The following is a 13,387-nucleotide window of genomic DNA, read 5'->3' on the forward strand; positions in this document are numbered from 1 at the left end:
ACCTCCTTAAAGATTTGTGGGATTAACCCGATATTAAGCTTCTACTTCTTTAACAGCAACCAAGTGGCTTACTTTGTTAATCATACCACGGATGGCAGGATTATCGTTTTGTACCACTTTGCTATTGATTTTGCGCAAACCCAATGTTTTCACAGTTGTTCTTTGCGTCTCCGGACGTCCGATCAAGCTGCGGACGAGGGTAATTTCTAATTTAGCCATGAGAATTCCCTCCTTAACCCAGAAGCTCTTCGACGGATTTTCCGCGCAGTTTAGCCACGTCTTCAGCACGCTTCAAACGGGACAAACCTTCCAAAGTCGCATTGACCATGTTCATGGAATTCGAAGAACCCAGAGATTTTGTCAAAATGTCACCTACACCAGCAAGTTCGAGAACCGCACGTACAGGACCACCAGCGATAACACCAGTACCTTCAGATGCTGGTTTCAACAGCACGCGTCCTGCGCCGAACTTACCTGTTACCAAGTGAGGAATCGATGTTCCTACGAGTGGAACGTGTACAAGGTTTTTCTTAGCGTCTTCAATACCTTTGCGAATTGCATCAGGTACTTCGCCCGCTTTACCGATACCAGCTCCAACCCAGCCGTTGCCGTCGCCGACTACAACCAGTGCGCTAAAGCTGAAACGGCGTCCGCCTTTTACTACTTTAGCTACGCGATTAATATTTACAACTCTTTCAGTCAGTTCCAAAGTATTCGGATCTACACGCAAGTCGTTAACCTCCTTTTGAAAAATATCTTAAAACTCAAGTCCTGCTTCACGAGCCGCTTCAGCCAATGCTGCGATACGACCATGGTACAGATAACCGCTACGGTCAAATACGATGTTGGAAACACCTTTGTCTTTCGCACGTTTAGCAACGAGTTCGCCAACTTTACGAGCTGATTCAACAGATGCACCATTTTTGATGTCAGTGCTCAATTCTTTGTCTACGGTAGACGCGGAAGCGATTGTTACACCAGCAACATCATCGATGATTTGAGCATACATATGTTTACCAGAACGGAATACGTTCAAACGAGGACGTGCTGCCGTTCCTTGGATTTTCTTACGAACACGAAGGTGTCTTTTCAGACGAGCCTTATTTTTATCTGGTTTCGTAATCATCTCAAAGATTCACTCCTTTCAGGTTACCTCGCTGGCTTCAAAGCAGAAGCCACGGGGTATATTAGAAACACACGAAGCAAGCAAGCCGAAAGCCGCGCAAAGGCGGTAAGAGAAATCTTATTTCTTCTTACCGGCTTTACCTTCCTTACGGATGATACGCTCGCCTTCATATTTAATACCTTTACCTTTGTACGGCTCAGGTTCACGTACGGAACGGATTTTAGCAGCGTAAGCACCTACACGCTCTTTGTCAATTCCGCGAACGATGATTTTTGTATTCGAAGGTACTTCGAATTCGATTCCCGCTTCCGGTGTAATTTCAACCGGGTGAGAGTAACCAACGTTCAGAACGATTTTATCTCCGGATTTGCTTGCACGATATCCGACCCCAACCAATTCCAGAGATTTCGCGAATCCTTCAGTAACGCCGCTCACCATATTGTTTACAACGCTACGCGTTGTGCCGTGCAAAGAACGGTGAGTTTTGTTATCGGAAGGACGCACAACTGTGATTTCGTTATTTTCAACTGTAACCTTCATGTCTTTATGAAGCTCACGAGTCAAAGTTCCTTTAGGTCCTTTTACCGTAATAACGGTGTTGTCCAGGGTGATGTCTACACCACTTGGTACTGTGATTGGTTTGCGACCAATACGAGACATATGTTGCACCTCCTATCTTGTGACGTTATATTACCAAACGTAGCAAACGACTTCTCCGCCGGATTTCGATTGACGAGCTTCTTTGTCCGTCATGATACCTTTAGATGTCGAGATGATCGCGATTCCCAGGCCACCAAGTACACGAGGTACTTCGTTGCTTTTCGTGTAAACACGAAGACCAGGTTTACTGATTCTTTTCAGACCAGTGATAACGCGCTCGTTATTTTGACCGTATTTCAGGAAAACACGGATAATCCCTTGTTTGTTATCATCGATAACTTCAGCGTCACGGATGAAACCTTCACGCTTCAGGATATCGGCGATTTGTTTTTTCATTGTTGAAGCAGGCATTTCTACCGTTTCGTGACGAACAGTGTTCGCGTTACGAATACGAGTAAGCATATCTGCAATTGGATCAGACATAGTCATTGTGAGTTAACCTCCTTCCCGTTCAGGACTTTTTACCAGCTTGCTTTTTTCACGCCAGGGATCTGGCCTTTATAAGCTAATTCACGGAAACAAATTCTGCAAATTTTGAACTTTTGCAGGACCGAATGTGGACGTCCGCAACGCTCACAGCGTGTATATGCACGTACTTTAAACTTAGGTGTACGTTGTTGTTTAACTTTCATCGAAGTTTTTGCCACTTAGCCTGACACCTCCTAAATAATTTCGGAGAAAAGGGAGTCTTTCCAGACACCCGGAAACGTTATGCCAACATTACTTAACGAAAGGCATTCCCATTTGCGTAAGCAATTCACGGGACTCTTCGTCTGTTTTCGCCGTTGTTACAATGACAATATCCATACCGCGGACTTTATCAACTTTATCGTATTCGATCTCCGGGAAGATCAATTGCTCTTTCAGACCCAGTGTATAGTTACCACGTCCATCAAAAGCATTACTCGATACACCGCGGAAGTCGCGGACACGAGGAAGCGTTACGTTGAGCAGCTTATCTAGGAAGAAGTACATACGCTCACCGCGTAATGTAACTTTCGCACCGATAGGCATATTCTCACGCAGTTTGAAACCTGCGATAGATTTTTTAGCACGAGTGATTACAGGTTTTTGACCCGCGATCAGTTGCAAATCGTTTACTGCAGAATCCAACACTTTAGAGTTTTGGACAGCGTCGCCCACACCCATGTTGATAACGATTTTCTCGATTTTCGGCACTTGCATTACCGTTGTATAGTTAAACTTCTGCATCAAAGCAGGAGCGATTTCTTGCAGGTAACGTTCTTTCATTCTTGATGCCATGAATCATAGCCCTCCTTTCTCATTCGGTTCAATTAGTCGATAATTTCTCCGGAACGTTTAGCAACGCGCACTTTCTTACCGTTATCCAAAACTTTGTAACCTACACGGGTTACTTTTCCGCTCTTCGGATCGATGTGCATTACGTTGGAAACGTGAATCGGAGCTTCCTTCTCGATAATGCCGCCTTGCGGATTTTGCTGGTTAGGCTTCTGGTGTTTTTTCACCATGTTAACACCTTCCACAAGGACGCGGTTCTCACGAGGATAAGCAGCGATGACACGGCCTTTTTTACCTTTGTCTTTACCGCTGATCACCATAACCGTATCTTCCTTTTTAACGTGAAGTTTGTTGTTATGGGATTCCAGAACTTTTTTCACTCTTGGCATTTCGTACACCTCCTGTTTCTAACATCACGAGATTAAGCTTTAGATAACTTCTGGAGCCAAGGAAACGATTTTCATGAAGTCTTTATCGCGAAGTTCGCGAGCAACTGGTCCGAAAATACGTGTTCCACGTGGGCTTCTGTCGTCTTTTACAACAACCGCTGCATTTTCATCAAAACCGATGTAGGAACCGTCTTTACGACGTACAGAACGTTTCGTACGAACGACAACCGCTCTAACTACATCACCTTTTTTGACAACGCCGCCTGGTGTTGCTTGTTTAACAGAACAAACGATCAGATCACCGATTTGAGCTGTACGACGTCCCGTACCGCCGAGTACGCGGATACACATCAGTTCCTTCGCACCGGAGTTGTCGGCCACAGTCAAACGTGTAAATGGTTGAATCATTTAGTATTCCTCCTTTCAGCAATGCTGCTGATGCATTAGATGATAACCGCTTTTTCTACGATTTCAGTAAGTCTCCAGCGTTTATCTTTCGAAAGCGGACGAGTCTCCATGATTTTCACCGTGTCACCGATTTTCGCAGTGTTTTCTTCGTCATGCGCTTTGAATTTTTTAGTAACCTTAATGCGTTTATGGTACAAGTTGTGTTTTTTGTAAGTTTCTACAGCAACAACAATCGTTTTGTCCATTTTATCGCTGACCACTTTACCAGTTTGCACTTTACGTGCGTTACGTTCTTCGCTCATTGTTGGCCTCCTTCCTGATTACGGACGGATTGTCCATCCTATCCCTAATTAACCGATTCCCAATTCTCTCTCACGGATAATGGTTTTAGCACGAGCTATTTCTTTCCGCACATCACGGATGCGAGTCGGGTTATCCAGCTGACCGGTAGCTAATTGAAAGCGGAGGTTAAAGAGTTCTTCTTTAAATCCGGCAATCTTTTGCTCGATTTCAGCAGAGGTTAGGTTGCGAAATTCACTAGCTTTCATTTGCTTCACCACCCAATTCTTCACGTTTCACGAACTTCGTTTTGATTGGCAGTTTGTGAGCGGCAAGACGCATTGCTTCGCGTGCAATTTCCTCCGGTACACCAGCAAGTTCAAACATGATCTTACCTGGTTTCACTACTGCAACCCATTTTTCTACGTTACCTTTACCGCTACCCATCCGAACCTCGAGAGGCTTTTGAGTGATTGGTTTGTCTGGGAAAATTTTGATCCAAACTTTACCACCACGTTTGATGTAACGAGTCATCGCAATACGAGCCGCTTCGATTTGACGGTTCGTAATCCAAGCCGGTTCCGTAGCTTGCAGACCGTATTCGCCAAAGTTCAGAGTCGTTCCGCCTTTAGCTTGGCCTTTCATATGTCCACGTTGTTGCTTACGGTGTTTTACGCGTTTTGGTACCAACATGATTAGTTGCCTCCTTCCTTAGCAGCTTGTTTCTTAGCCGTAGGAAGAACCTCTCCACGATAGATCCATACTTTTACGCCGATAAGTCCGTAAGTAGTATGAGCCTCTGCTGTACCGTAGTCAATGTCAGCACGCAGTGTGTGCAGTGGAACAGTTCCTTCGCTGTAGCCTTCAGAACGTGCGATCTCAGCACCGCCAAGACGTCCGCCTACTTGAGTTTTGATACCTTTAGCACCGGAGCGCATAGTTCTTTGAATTGCTTGTTTCAGAGCACGACGGAAAGAAACACGACGTTCCAATTGTTGTGCAATGCTTTCAGCTACAAGAACAGCGTCCAAATCTTGGTTCTTAATTTCAGAAATGTTGATGTGTACTTTTTTACCGCCAGCAATTTTCGTAATTTGGTTACGAAGATTTTCAACTTCCGAACCACCCTTACCAATAACCATACCTGGTTTAGCAGTGTGAATCGTTACGTTTACGCGGTTAGCCGCTCTCTCAATTTCTACACGAGATAAAGCGGAGTCTTTCAATTTATTTTTCAGGAATTCACGAATTCTCACGTCTTCCATCAAAAGATCACCGAAGTCTTTGCCTGCATACCACTTAGATTCCCAGTCACGGATAATTCCGACACGGAGTCCGACTGGATTTACCTTTTGGCCCACACATTTCCCCTCCTTCTACTTCTCAGATACCACCAAAGTAATGTGGCTAGTACGTTTGTTAATACGACTTGCACGTCCCATTGCACGAGGGCGGAAACGTTTCATTGTCGGTCCTTGGTTCACGTAAGCTTGCGAGATAACCAATTTGTTAACATCCAAAGAATAGTTATGTTCCGCATTCGCAATAGCGGAGTTAAGCAACTTCTCAACGATTGGAGAAGCAGATTTCGGAGTGTGACGGAGAATGGCAACCGCCTCACCTACTTGCTTGCCACGAATCAAGTCAACAACGAGTTGAGCTTTACGAGGAGCAATCCGGATAAACTTAGCATGTGCTTTTGCTTCCATTGTGTAACCTCCTTTCAAACATTAAAGATATTCATTTATCTTCTTGTTTTCTTATCATCAGCAGTATGGCCTTTGTACGTACGGGTTGGAGCGAACTCACCCAGTTTGTGTCCGACCATGTCCTCAGTTACATACACTGGCACGTGTTTACGACCATCGTAAACGCCAAATGTGTGTCCGATGAATTGCGGGAAAATTGTAGAACGACGGGACCAGGTTTTGATCACATTCTTCTTACCTGAAGCTTCCATCTCTTCTACCTTTTTAAGCATGTAGCCATCAATGAATGGCCCTTTTTTCAAACTGCGACCCATGTGGAGATCCTCCCTTCAAACATAGCTATTATGCATCCGCAGATGCCTCACGAAGTTATGCACAGTGTGTATTACTTCGTGCGGCGGCGAATGATGTATTTATCAGAAGCTTTATTTTTCTTACGCGTTTTGTAACCAAGTGTAGGTTTACCCCATGGTGACATTGGCGATTTACGTCCGATTGGAGCACGACCTTCACCACCACCGTGTGGGTGATCGTTAGGGTTCATTACTACACCACGAACCTCAGGACGTTTACCCAACCAACGGCTACGACCGGCTTTACCGATTTTGATGAGCTCGTGGTCTTGGTTACCTACAGATCCGATTGTCGCGCGGCAAACTTTCAAAATACGACGAACTTCTCCGGAAGAGAGACGAACGGAAACGTATTTTTCTTCTTTACCAAGCAATTGAGCTTCTGTACCAGCAGCACGAACCAATTGTCCGCCTTTACCTGGTTTCAACTCGATGTTGTGGATAACGGTACCTACTGGAATGTTTTCGAGTGGCAGTGCGTTACCGATTTTGATGTCTGATTCAGGTCCGGAGAACACTTGATCTCCAACTTTCAAACCTTTAGGAGCGATGATATAACGCTTTTCACCATCAGCATAGTGAATCAGAGCGATGTTGGATGTACGGTTCGGGTCATACTCAATCGTAGCAACGCGGCCCGGTATTCCATCTTTAGTACGTTTGAAGTCAATGATACGGTATTTACGTTTGTGTCCACCACCATGGTGACGAACTGTAATTTTACCTTGGTTGTTGCGGCCTGCTTGTTTGCTCAACGGGGCCAACAACGATTTCTCCGGCTGATTTGTGGTGATTTCCTCAAATGTAGAAACGGACATGTTCCGTCTTGCCGGGGATGTTGGTTTATACTTTTTGATTGGCACTGGGTTTCCCTCCTTACTTCAAAAATTCAATTATACAGTTTCAAAGAACTCAAGCGTTTTGCTGTCTTTTGTCAACGTTACAAACGCTTTTTTCCATTCGCTAGTATATCCGGAATAACGTCCGTACCGTTTCGGCTTAGCTGGAACACGAAGCGTGTTCACGTTTTTCACTTTTACATTGAAAATAGCTTCTACTGCCTTTTTGATCTCGGTTTTGTTTGCACGGATATCGACTTCAAATACATATTTCAAGTCGTTCATCATGTCAGCAGTACGTTCCGTAATAATCGGACGTTTTACAATATCACGAGGATCCTTCATTACGCGAGCACCTCCTCTACCTTCTGAACTGCTTCTTTCGTAATGATCAATTTGTCGTGCGAGAGCACGTCAAGAACATTAATACCGTCAGCAGCTACGAATTTCACGCCTGGAATATTCCGTGCGGAAAGAGCTACATTATCATCATAGCTAGGAGCTACGATCAAAGCTTTACGTCCCACTTTGAGGTTACTCAAGATGGCTGCAAATTCTTTAGTTTTAGGCGTACTCAACGTGAGAGCGTCCAAAACGATAATGTCATTGTCAAGCACTTTGGATGAAAGGGCTGATTTGATCGCCAAGCGACGAACTTTTTTAGGCAGTTTATACGCATAGCTCCGTGGTGTTGGACCAAATACGATACCGCCGCCTTTCCATTGTGGTGAACGAATTGAACCTTGACGAGCGCGACCTGTACCTTTTTGTTTCCAAGGCTTACGTCCACCGCCACGAACTTCAGAACGTCCTTTTACTTTGTGGGTACCTTGACGAAGGGAAGCGCGTTGCATAAGAACTGCATCGTACAGAACGTGTTGGTTCGGCTCAATTCCGAAAACCGCATCATTCAATTCAACTTCGCCTACTTGGCTACCATCTACATTGTAAACTGATACTTTTGGCATTTTGTGTTCCTCCTTTCTTCAGTGGTTATTTTTTCACCGTTTCTTTAACTCTAATGAGACTGTTTTTCGGTCCAGGAATGGAACCTTTCACGAGCAACACGTTACGCTCAGCGTCTACTTTAACTACTTCAAGACGTTGAATTGTAATAGTGTCATGTCCCATGTGTCCTGGCAGGCGTTTGCCTTTAGGAACGCGGTTAGCTTGGATCGAACCCATTGAACCAGGGCCACGGTGGTAACGCGAACCGTGTGACATAGGTCCAGTGCTTTGTCCCCAACGTTTGATAACGCCGGCAAAACCTTTACCTTTAGAAATACCCGTTACGTCAACGAATTCGCCTTCAGCGAAAATGTCAGCTTTCAGTTCTTGGCCAACTTCATATTCTGCGATGTTGATACCGCGAACTTCACGAACGTAGCGCTTAGGGGCAGTGTTCGCTTTTTTAGCGTGACCTGCTTCTGGCTTGTTAGCATTTTTCTCTTTCTTATCGGAGTAACCGATTTGAATTGCTTCGTAGCCATCGTTCTCAATGTCTTTCTTTTGCAAAACAACACAAGGGCCTGCTTCGATAACCGTTACTGGAACGACGTTACCTTCAGGAGTAAATACTTGAGTCATTCCGAGTTTTTTTCCTAAGATTGCTTTCATGTTGACACCTCTTTTCCTTTATACATGGTCTTTGTTGTAGCTTATATTACAATTTAATTTCGATATCTACACCGGACGGCAGATCCAAGCGCATCAAGGCATCCACAGTTTGTGGAGTCGGGTTAACGATGTCGATCAAACGTTTATGTGTACGTTGTTCGAATTGTTCCCGAGAATCCTTGTACTTGTGCACCGCACGAAGAATAGTAATGATTTGTTTTTCAGTAGGAAGCGGAATCGGACCGGATACACCAGCACCCGAACGTTTTGCTGTTTCAACAATTTTCTCCGCGGATTGATCAAGAATTCTGTGGTCGTAAGCTTTCAAACGAATACGAATTTTTTGCTTTGCCATTTTAGTCCCTCCTTCTATCGCCCAATTTTTTATCGGACATACTCCGTGAAAATTTTCTAGCCACTCTCCCATGGCAAAGGGGCCGGGTGTGCCAGTAACCTCTCACATCATCGCAACGTCACAGAACAACATTCATTATTATATAGAAAAGATAGGCGTATTGCAAGCATATTTAAGAAAAACATTTAAACTTATCTTTTCTGATGAAATGACTTCGTTTATTGCAGTGTTAATCTTCAATATCCAGGCTGCCTTGCCAATCCTTCTAAACACGTAAATGATGTTCATTTCGTATGACGCAGGTTCCGAACTTTAAACATAATAAAAGAGTTCTCTATCCGATGTCGGATAAAGAACTCTTCCGAAGCTTCGTTACAATACAATGTTACTCGTTCCAGTACACTGTTACATATGCTTTATTCAGCGTTAAGCCGAATTATTTTTGGATAGATGCTACGGAACCGGCACCTACTGTACGTCCGCCTTCACGAATGGAGAATTTAGTTCCTTCTTCAATCGCGATTGGGGAGATCAGGGAAACAGTAACAGTGATGTTATCACCAGGCATTACCATTTCAGTACCTTCAGGCAAGTTGATGATGCCTGTTACGTCAGTTGTACGGAAGTAGAACTGTGGACGGTAACCAGTGAAGAATGGTTTGTGACGTCCGCCCTCTTCTTTAGTCAGAACGTAGATTTGAGCTGTGAATTCTGTGTGTGGCTTAACAGAACCTGGTTTTGCAAGTACTTGACCACGCTCGATTTGAGTACGGTCAACACCACGCAACAATGCACCGATGTTGTCACCCGCTTGAGCGGAATCCAACAATTTACGGAACATCTCAACGCCTGTTACAACGGATTTTTTAGTTTCTTCAGTGATACCAACGATTTCGATCTCTTCGCCGACTTTAACAGTACCACGCTCTACACGGCCAGTAGCAACAGTACCACGACCAGTGATGGAGAATACGTCCTCGACAGGCATCAAGAAAGGCTTGTCAGTTTGACGCTCAGGCAGTGGGATGTAAGTGTCGATCTCTTTGAACATCTCAACGATTTTTTGAGCCCATTCGCCATCTGGGTTTGCCAGAGCTTCACGAGCGGATCCACGAGTGATTGGAGTATCGTCACCTGGGAACTCATATTCGTTAAGAAGGTCGCGAACTTCCATCTCAACCAATTCCAACAACTCTTCGTCTTCAACCATGTCACATTTGTTCAAGAATACAACAATGTAAGGTACGCCTACTTGACGGGAGAGCAAGATGTGCTCACGAGTTTGTGGCATTGGGCCGTCTGCTGCGGATACTACCAAGATAGCTCCATCCATTTGAGCCGCGCCAGTGATCATGTTTTTAACATAGTCGGCGTGACCTGGGCAGTCAACGTGAGCGTAGTGACGAGTGTCAGTTTCGTACTCAACGTGTGATGTGGAGATTGTGATACCGCGTTCGCGCTCTTCTGGAGCTTTGTCGATTTGGTCGAATGCAATTGCAGCACCACCGTAAGTTTTGGACAATACAGTTGTGATTGCAGCAGTCAGAGTTGTTTTACCGTGATCGACGTGACCAATAGTACCGATGTTAACGTGGGGTTTATTACGTTCGTATTTAGCCTTTGCCATTTGAACGTGGCCTCCTTAAAATTATAATTTTATGTTTTCACTGAATGAAGTGCTCCGAATTTAATTCTTATGCACTTGCATCCAGTGTGAGAAAACTACTCGGTGCCTTTTGTTTTGGCAACGATTTCTTCAGCGATGCTCTTAGGAACTTCTTCATAGTGAGAGAGTTCCATGGAGAATACGCCGCGTCCTTGAGTACCGGAACGAAGAGTTGTAGAGTAACCAAACATTTCAGACAGAGGTACCTTAGCACGGATGATTTGAGCTCCACTACGGGAATCCATACCTTCGATGCGGCCACGACGGGAGTTCAACATACCCATTACGTCACCCATGTACTCTTCTGGAACAGTTACTTCTACTTTCATGATAGGCTCAAGCAGAACTGGTTTACACTTGTCTTTAGCCGCTTTAAGCGCCATAGATCCGGCAATTTTAAATGCCATCTCATTGGAATCGACATCATGGTAAGATCCGTCTACGATTGTAGCCTTAACGTCAACAAGCGGGAAGCCTGCAATAACGCCGTTTTTCATTTGCTCTTCAATCCCTGACAGTGCAGGTTGAATGTATTCTCTTGGTACGGAACCACCGACAACCTTACTTTCGAACTGGCTGCCTGTACCCGGCTCGAGAGGTTCGAATTCAACCCATACGTGACCGTATTGACCACGACCACCGGATTGACGTACGAATTTACCTTCAACGCGCGCTGGAGCACGGAATGTTTCACGGTAAGCTACTTGTGGTTTACCCACAGTAGTTTCAACCTTGAACTCACGACGCATACGGTCGATGATGATATCAAGGTGAAGCTCACCCATACCTGCCAAGATCGTTTGGCCTGTTTCTTCGTCAGTATGAGCACGAAGAGTTGGATCCTCTTCAGTCAACTTACCGAGAGCAACACCCAGTTTATCCTGGTCAGCTTTGGTTTTAGGTTCAACAGCGATTTCGATAACCGGATCAGGGAAGTTCATTGACTCCAGGATAACCGGATTTTTCTCATCACATAGTGTATCACCTGTACCTGTATCTTTCAAACCTACGGCAGCTGCAATATCACCGGAGTAAACTACAGTGATTTCTTGACGGCTGTTCGCATGCATTTGAAGGATACGACCGATACGCTCACGTTTGTTTTTAGTGGCATTCAATACATATGATCCGGATTGAAGAACACCAGAGTATACGCGGAAGAATGTCAATTTACCAACGTAAGGGTCAGTCATAATTTTGAATGCCAATGCGGAGAATGGCTCTTCATCGGATGACTTACGAATTGCTTCAGTTCCATCTTCAAGATGTCCCGTGATCGATGCAACATCTGTTGGAGCTGGCAAGTAGTCGATAACAGCATCCAACATCAGTTGAACACCTTTGTTACGATATGAGGATCCACAGATAACTGGGAAGATCTTAACATCTACAACACCTTTACGGAGTACGGTTTTGATCTCATCAATTGTGATCTCTTCGCCTTCCAGGTATTTCATTGTCAAATCTTCATCCAGTTCAGCAACGCGCTCAATCAACTCGTTGCGAAGTTCTTCAACTTGATCTGCAAACTCTGCAGGAATGTCGGTTTCTTCGATATCTTGACCAAGGTCATCTTTGTACATATGAGCTCTTTGTGCAACGATATCGATGATACCTTTGAAATCATTTTCAGCGCCGATTGGAAGTTGAATCGCAACAGCGTTCGCTTGAAGGCGATCACGCATGTCAGATACAACGTTCAGGAAGTCAGCACCGATGATATCCATTTTGTTTACATATGCGATACGAGGTACGCCGTACTTGTCAGCCTGTCTCCATACGGTTTCGGACTGAGGCTCAACGCCTTCTTTCGCACTGAATACACCAACTGCTCCGTCCAATACACGAAGGGAACGTTCAACTTCAACAGTGAAGTCAACGTGTCCCGGGGTATCAATAATATTAACGCGGTGGCCTTTCCAAGCAGCGGTAGTTGCAGCGGAAGTAATCGTAATTCCGCGCTCCTGTTCCTGTTCCATCCAGTCCATTGTCGCAGCGCCTTCGTGTACTTCACCGATTTTGTGCGTACGTCCTGTGTAAAACAGGATCCGCTCAGTTGTCGTGGTTTTACCCGCATCAATATGAGCCATGATCCCGATATTACGTGTATTTTTTAAGGAGAACTCTCTAGCCATGAAATGGGTCTCCCTTCAAAATTGAAGTTTTTTTATTGTGAACTGAATCCTACCAACGGTAGTGAGCAAACGCTTTGTTCGCTTCAGCCATTTTGTGCGTATCTTCACGTTTTTTAACGGAAGCACCTGTGTTGTTGGAAGCGTCGATGATCTCAGCCGCCAAACGCTCTTCCATTGTTTTCTCACCGCGGTTGCGGGAGTAGTTCACGAGCCAACGTAATCCCAGAGCAGTACGTCTCTCTGGTTTCACCTCGATTGGTACTTGGTAGTTGGCACCGCCGACACGGCGAGCTTTAACTTCCAGGACTGGCATGATGTTCTTGATTGCTGCTTCAAATACTTCCATAGGGTCATTACCCGTACGTTCTTGAATCAACTTGAACGCATTATACAGAATGCTTTGAGCAACACCGCGTTTTCCGCCGATCATGATGCGGTTGATTAAACGAGTAACCAACTTGCTGTTATATAACGGATCAGGCAGAACGTCTCTTTTCGTAACTGGACCTTTGCGTGGCATGGATATCCCCCTTTCTTTCTTGTTCAGCAGATCCTGTACCTTCCAGACTTAGACCAGAAGGCTTTCAGGCT

At 44.9% G+C, this 13,387-nt stretch carries 23 protein-coding genes; all 23 read right to left on the reverse strand.

Features of this window, described 5'->3' with window-relative positions; genetic code table 11:
* Nucleotides 1-33 precede the first annotated feature (33 nt).
* Complete coding sequence (gene rpmD, locus MHI48_RS27025; protein ID WP_017692092.1) at nucleotides 34-219, reverse strand: 50S ribosomal protein L30; 186 nt, start codon at nucleotides 217-219, stop codon at nucleotides 34-36.
* Nucleotides 220-232: 13 nt separating this feature from the next.
* Nucleotides 233-730 carry a 30S ribosomal protein S5 gene (rpsE, locus tag MHI48_RS27030; RefSeq protein ID WP_017692091.1) on the reverse strand — a complete coding sequence of 166 codons (498 nt, stop codon included), beginning with the start codon at nucleotides 728-730 and terminating at the stop codon, nucleotides 233-235.
* A gap of 27 nt (nucleotides 731-757) precedes the next feature.
* Nucleotides 758-1,126 (reverse strand): 50S ribosomal protein L18, encoded by a 369-nt coding sequence (gene rplR / locus MHI48_RS27035; RefSeq protein ID WP_017692090.1) that lies wholly within the window; start codon nucleotides 1,124-1,126, stop codon nucleotides 758-760.
* Between the two features lie 117 nt (nucleotides 1,127-1,243).
* On the reverse strand, nucleotides 1,244-1,786 hold the full coding sequence (gene rplF / locus MHI48_RS27040; RefSeq protein WP_017692089.1) for a 50S ribosomal protein L6: 543 nt from the start codon (nucleotides 1,784-1,786) through the stop codon (nucleotides 1,244-1,246).
* 30 nt (nucleotides 1,787-1,816) lie between these two features.
* Nucleotides 1,817-2,215 (reverse strand): 30S ribosomal protein S8, encoded by a 399-nt coding sequence (gene rpsH / locus MHI48_RS27045; RefSeq protein WP_017692088.1) that lies wholly within the window; start codon nucleotides 2,213-2,215, stop codon nucleotides 1,817-1,819.
* 32 nt (nucleotides 2,216-2,247) lie between these two features.
* Nucleotides 2,248-2,433: a type Z 30S ribosomal protein S14 gene (locus MHI48_RS27050; RefSeq protein ID WP_013312154.1), complete on the reverse strand. Its 186-nt coding sequence runs from the start codon at nucleotides 2,431-2,433 to the stop codon at nucleotides 2,248-2,250.
* Nucleotides 2,434-2,506: 73 nt separating this feature from the next.
* On the reverse strand, nucleotides 2,507-3,049 hold the full coding sequence (gene rplE / locus MHI48_RS27055; protein ID WP_017692087.1) for a 50S ribosomal protein L5: 543 nt from the start codon (nucleotides 3,047-3,049) through the stop codon (nucleotides 2,507-2,509).
* A gap of 32 nt (nucleotides 3,050-3,081) precedes the next feature.
* Nucleotides 3,082-3,435 carry a 50S ribosomal protein L24 gene (rplX, locus tag MHI48_RS27060; protein WP_017692086.1) on the reverse strand — a complete coding sequence of 118 codons (354 nt, stop codon included), beginning with the start codon at nucleotides 3,433-3,435 and terminating at the stop codon, nucleotides 3,082-3,084.
* Nucleotides 3,436-3,474: 39 nt separating this feature from the next.
* On the reverse strand, nucleotides 3,475-3,843 hold the full coding sequence (gene rplN, locus MHI48_RS27065) for a 50S ribosomal protein L14 (RefSeq protein WP_017692085.1): 369 nt from the start codon (nucleotides 3,841-3,843) through the stop codon (nucleotides 3,475-3,477).
* A gap of 35 nt (nucleotides 3,844-3,878) precedes the next feature.
* Entirely contained in the window at nucleotides 3,879-4,145 is a 267-nt protein-coding gene (gene rpsQ / locus MHI48_RS27070; RefSeq protein WP_017692084.1) for a 30S ribosomal protein S17, read from the reverse strand.
* Nucleotides 4,146-4,193: 48 nt separating this feature from the next.
* Nucleotides 4,194-4,391 carry a 50S ribosomal protein L29 gene (gene rpmC, locus MHI48_RS27075; protein ID WP_017692083.1) on the reverse strand — a complete coding sequence of 66 codons (198 nt, stop codon included), beginning with the start codon at nucleotides 4,389-4,391 and terminating at the stop codon, nucleotides 4,194-4,196.
* Nucleotides 4,381-4,815: a 50S ribosomal protein L16 gene (gene rplP / locus MHI48_RS27080; protein WP_017692082.1), complete on the reverse strand. Its 435-nt coding sequence runs from the start codon at nucleotides 4,813-4,815 to the stop codon at nucleotides 4,381-4,383. The genes rpmC and rplP overlap by 11 nt, the downstream gene beginning before the upstream one ends.
* 2 nt (nucleotides 4,816-4,817) lie before the next feature.
* Nucleotides 4,818-5,483 carry a 30S ribosomal protein S3 gene (rpsC, locus tag MHI48_RS27085; RefSeq protein ID WP_036607182.1) on the reverse strand — a complete coding sequence of 222 codons (666 nt, stop codon included), beginning with the start codon at nucleotides 5,481-5,483 and terminating at the stop codon, nucleotides 4,818-4,820.
* Nucleotides 5,484-5,498: 15 nt separating this feature from the next.
* Nucleotides 5,499-5,831, reverse strand: coding sequence for a 50S ribosomal protein L22 (gene rplV / locus MHI48_RS27090; protein ID WP_036607180.1), 333 nt, complete (start codon nucleotides 5,829-5,831; stop codon nucleotides 5,499-5,501).
* A 35-nt stretch (nucleotides 5,832-5,866) separates the two neighbouring features.
* On the reverse strand, nucleotides 5,867-6,145 hold the full coding sequence (gene rpsS / locus MHI48_RS27095) for a 30S ribosomal protein S19 (RefSeq protein WP_017692079.1): 279 nt from the start codon (nucleotides 6,143-6,145) through the stop codon (nucleotides 5,867-5,869).
* Nucleotides 6,146-6,216: 71 nt separating this feature from the next.
* Complete coding sequence (gene rplB, locus MHI48_RS27100; protein WP_017692078.1) at nucleotides 6,217-7,047, reverse strand: 50S ribosomal protein L2; 831 nt, start codon at nucleotides 7,045-7,047, stop codon at nucleotides 6,217-6,219.
* A gap of 30 nt (nucleotides 7,048-7,077) precedes the next feature.
* Nucleotides 7,078-7,368, reverse strand: coding sequence for a 50S ribosomal protein L23 (gene rplW / locus MHI48_RS27105; protein WP_017692077.1), 291 nt, complete (start codon nucleotides 7,366-7,368; stop codon nucleotides 7,078-7,080).
* Complete coding sequence (gene rplD, locus MHI48_RS27110; RefSeq protein ID WP_017692076.1) at nucleotides 7,368-7,991, reverse strand: 50S ribosomal protein L4; 624 nt, start codon at nucleotides 7,989-7,991, stop codon at nucleotides 7,368-7,370. Before rplD ends, rplW begins: the two co-directional genes overlap by 1 nt.
* 25 nt (nucleotides 7,992-8,016) lie before the next feature.
* Nucleotides 8,017-8,640 (reverse strand): 50S ribosomal protein L3, encoded by a 624-nt coding sequence (gene rplC / locus MHI48_RS27115; protein ID WP_017692075.1) that lies wholly within the window; start codon nucleotides 8,638-8,640, stop codon nucleotides 8,017-8,019.
* Between the two features lie 46 nt (nucleotides 8,641-8,686).
* Nucleotides 8,687-8,995, reverse strand: coding sequence for a 30S ribosomal protein S10 (gene rpsJ / locus MHI48_RS27120; protein WP_017692074.1), 309 nt, complete (start codon nucleotides 8,993-8,995; stop codon nucleotides 8,687-8,689).
* A gap of 436 nt (nucleotides 8,996-9,431) precedes the next feature.
* Nucleotides 9,432-10,622 (reverse strand): elongation factor Tu, encoded by a 1,191-nt coding sequence (gene tuf, locus MHI48_RS27125; RefSeq protein ID WP_017692073.1) that lies wholly within the window; start codon nucleotides 10,620-10,622, stop codon nucleotides 9,432-9,434.
* 95 nt (nucleotides 10,623-10,717) lie between these two features.
* Nucleotides 10,718-12,796 carry an elongation factor G gene (gene fusA, locus MHI48_RS27130; protein WP_036607177.1) on the reverse strand — a complete coding sequence of 693 codons (2,079 nt, stop codon included), beginning with the start codon at nucleotides 12,794-12,796 and terminating at the stop codon, nucleotides 10,718-10,720.
* Nucleotides 12,797-12,845: 49 nt separating this feature from the next.
* On the reverse strand, nucleotides 12,846-13,316 hold the full coding sequence (gene rpsG, locus MHI48_RS27135; protein ID WP_017692071.1) for a 30S ribosomal protein S7: 471 nt from the start codon (nucleotides 13,314-13,316) through the stop codon (nucleotides 12,846-12,848).
* Nucleotides 13,317-13,387: the final 71 nt, after the last annotated feature.

The organism is Paenibacillus sp. FSL H7-0942 (assembly GCF_045040715.1).
Taxonomy (GTDB): domain Bacteria; phylum Bacillota; class Bacilli; order Paenibacillales; family Paenibacillaceae; genus Paenibacillus; species Paenibacillus amylolyticus.

Excerpts from the sequence above, each read along its gene's own strand:
- rplN (WP_017692085.1), bottom strand. The coding sequence starts at position 3,843 with ATGATTCAACCATTTACACGTTTGACTGTGGCCGACAACTCCGGTGCG.
- rplW (WP_017692077.1), bottom strand. The coding sequence starts at position 7,368 with ATGAAGGATCCTCGTGATATTGTAAAACGTCCGATTATTACGGAACGT.
- rpsH (WP_017692088.1), bottom strand. The coding sequence starts at position 2,215 with ATGACTATGTCTGATCCAATTGCAGATATGCTTACTCGTATTCGTAAC.
- rpsG (WP_017692071.1), bottom strand. The coding sequence starts at position 13,316 with ATGCCACGCAAAGGTCCAGTTACGAAAAGAGACGTTCTGCCTGATCCG.
- fusA (WP_036607177.1), bottom strand. The coding sequence starts at position 12,796 with ATGGCTAGAGAGTTCTCCTTAAAAAATACACGTAATATCGGGATCATG.
- rpsQ (WP_017692084.1), bottom strand. The coding sequence starts at position 4,145 with ATGAGCGAAGAACGTAACGCACGTAAAGTGCAAACTGGTAAAGTGGTC.
- rpsJ (WP_017692074.1), bottom strand. The coding sequence starts at position 8,995 with ATGGCAAAGCAAAAAATTCGTATTCGTTTGAAAGCTTACGACCACAGA.
- rplX (WP_017692086.1), bottom strand. The coding sequence starts at position 3,435 with ATGCCAAGAGTGAAAAAAGTTCTGGAATCCCATAACAACAAACTTCAC.
- rplR (WP_017692090.1), bottom strand. The coding sequence starts at position 1,126 with ATGATTACGAAACCAGATAAAAATAAGGCTCGTCTGAAAAGACACCTT.
- rplE (WP_017692087.1), bottom strand. The coding sequence starts at position 3,049 with ATGGCATCAAGAATGAAAGAACGTTACCTGCAAGAAATCGCTCCTGCT.
- rplD (WP_017692076.1), bottom strand. The coding sequence starts at position 7,991 with ATGCCAAAAGTATCAGTTTACAATGTAGATGGTAGCCAAGTAGGCGAA.
- rpmD (WP_017692092.1), bottom strand. The coding sequence starts at position 219 with ATGGCTAAATTAGAAATTACCCTCGTCCGCAGCTTGATCGGACGTCCG.
- rplP (WP_017692082.1), bottom strand. The coding sequence starts at position 4,815 with ATGTTGGTACCAAAACGCGTAAAACACCGTAAGCAACAACGTGGACAT.
- rplF (WP_017692089.1), bottom strand. The coding sequence starts at position 1,786 with ATGTCTCGTATTGGTCGCAAACCAATCACAGTACCAAGTGGTGTAGAC.
- tuf (WP_017692073.1), bottom strand. The coding sequence starts at position 10,622 with ATGGCAAAGGCTAAATACGAACGTAATAAACCCCACGTTAACATCGGT.
- rpmC (WP_017692083.1), bottom strand. The coding sequence starts at position 4,391 with ATGAAAGCTAGTGAATTTCGCAACCTAACCTCTGCTGAAATCGAGCAA.
- rpsS (WP_017692079.1), bottom strand. The coding sequence starts at position 6,145 with ATGGGTCGCAGTTTGAAAAAAGGGCCATTCATTGATGGCTACATGCTT.
- rplC (WP_017692075.1), bottom strand. The coding sequence starts at position 8,640 with ATGAAAGCAATCTTAGGAAAAAAACTCGGAATGACTCAAGTATTTACT.
- rplV (WP_036607180.1), bottom strand. The coding sequence starts at position 5,831 with ATGGAAGCAAAAGCACATGCTAAGTTTATCCGGATTGCTCCTCGTAAA.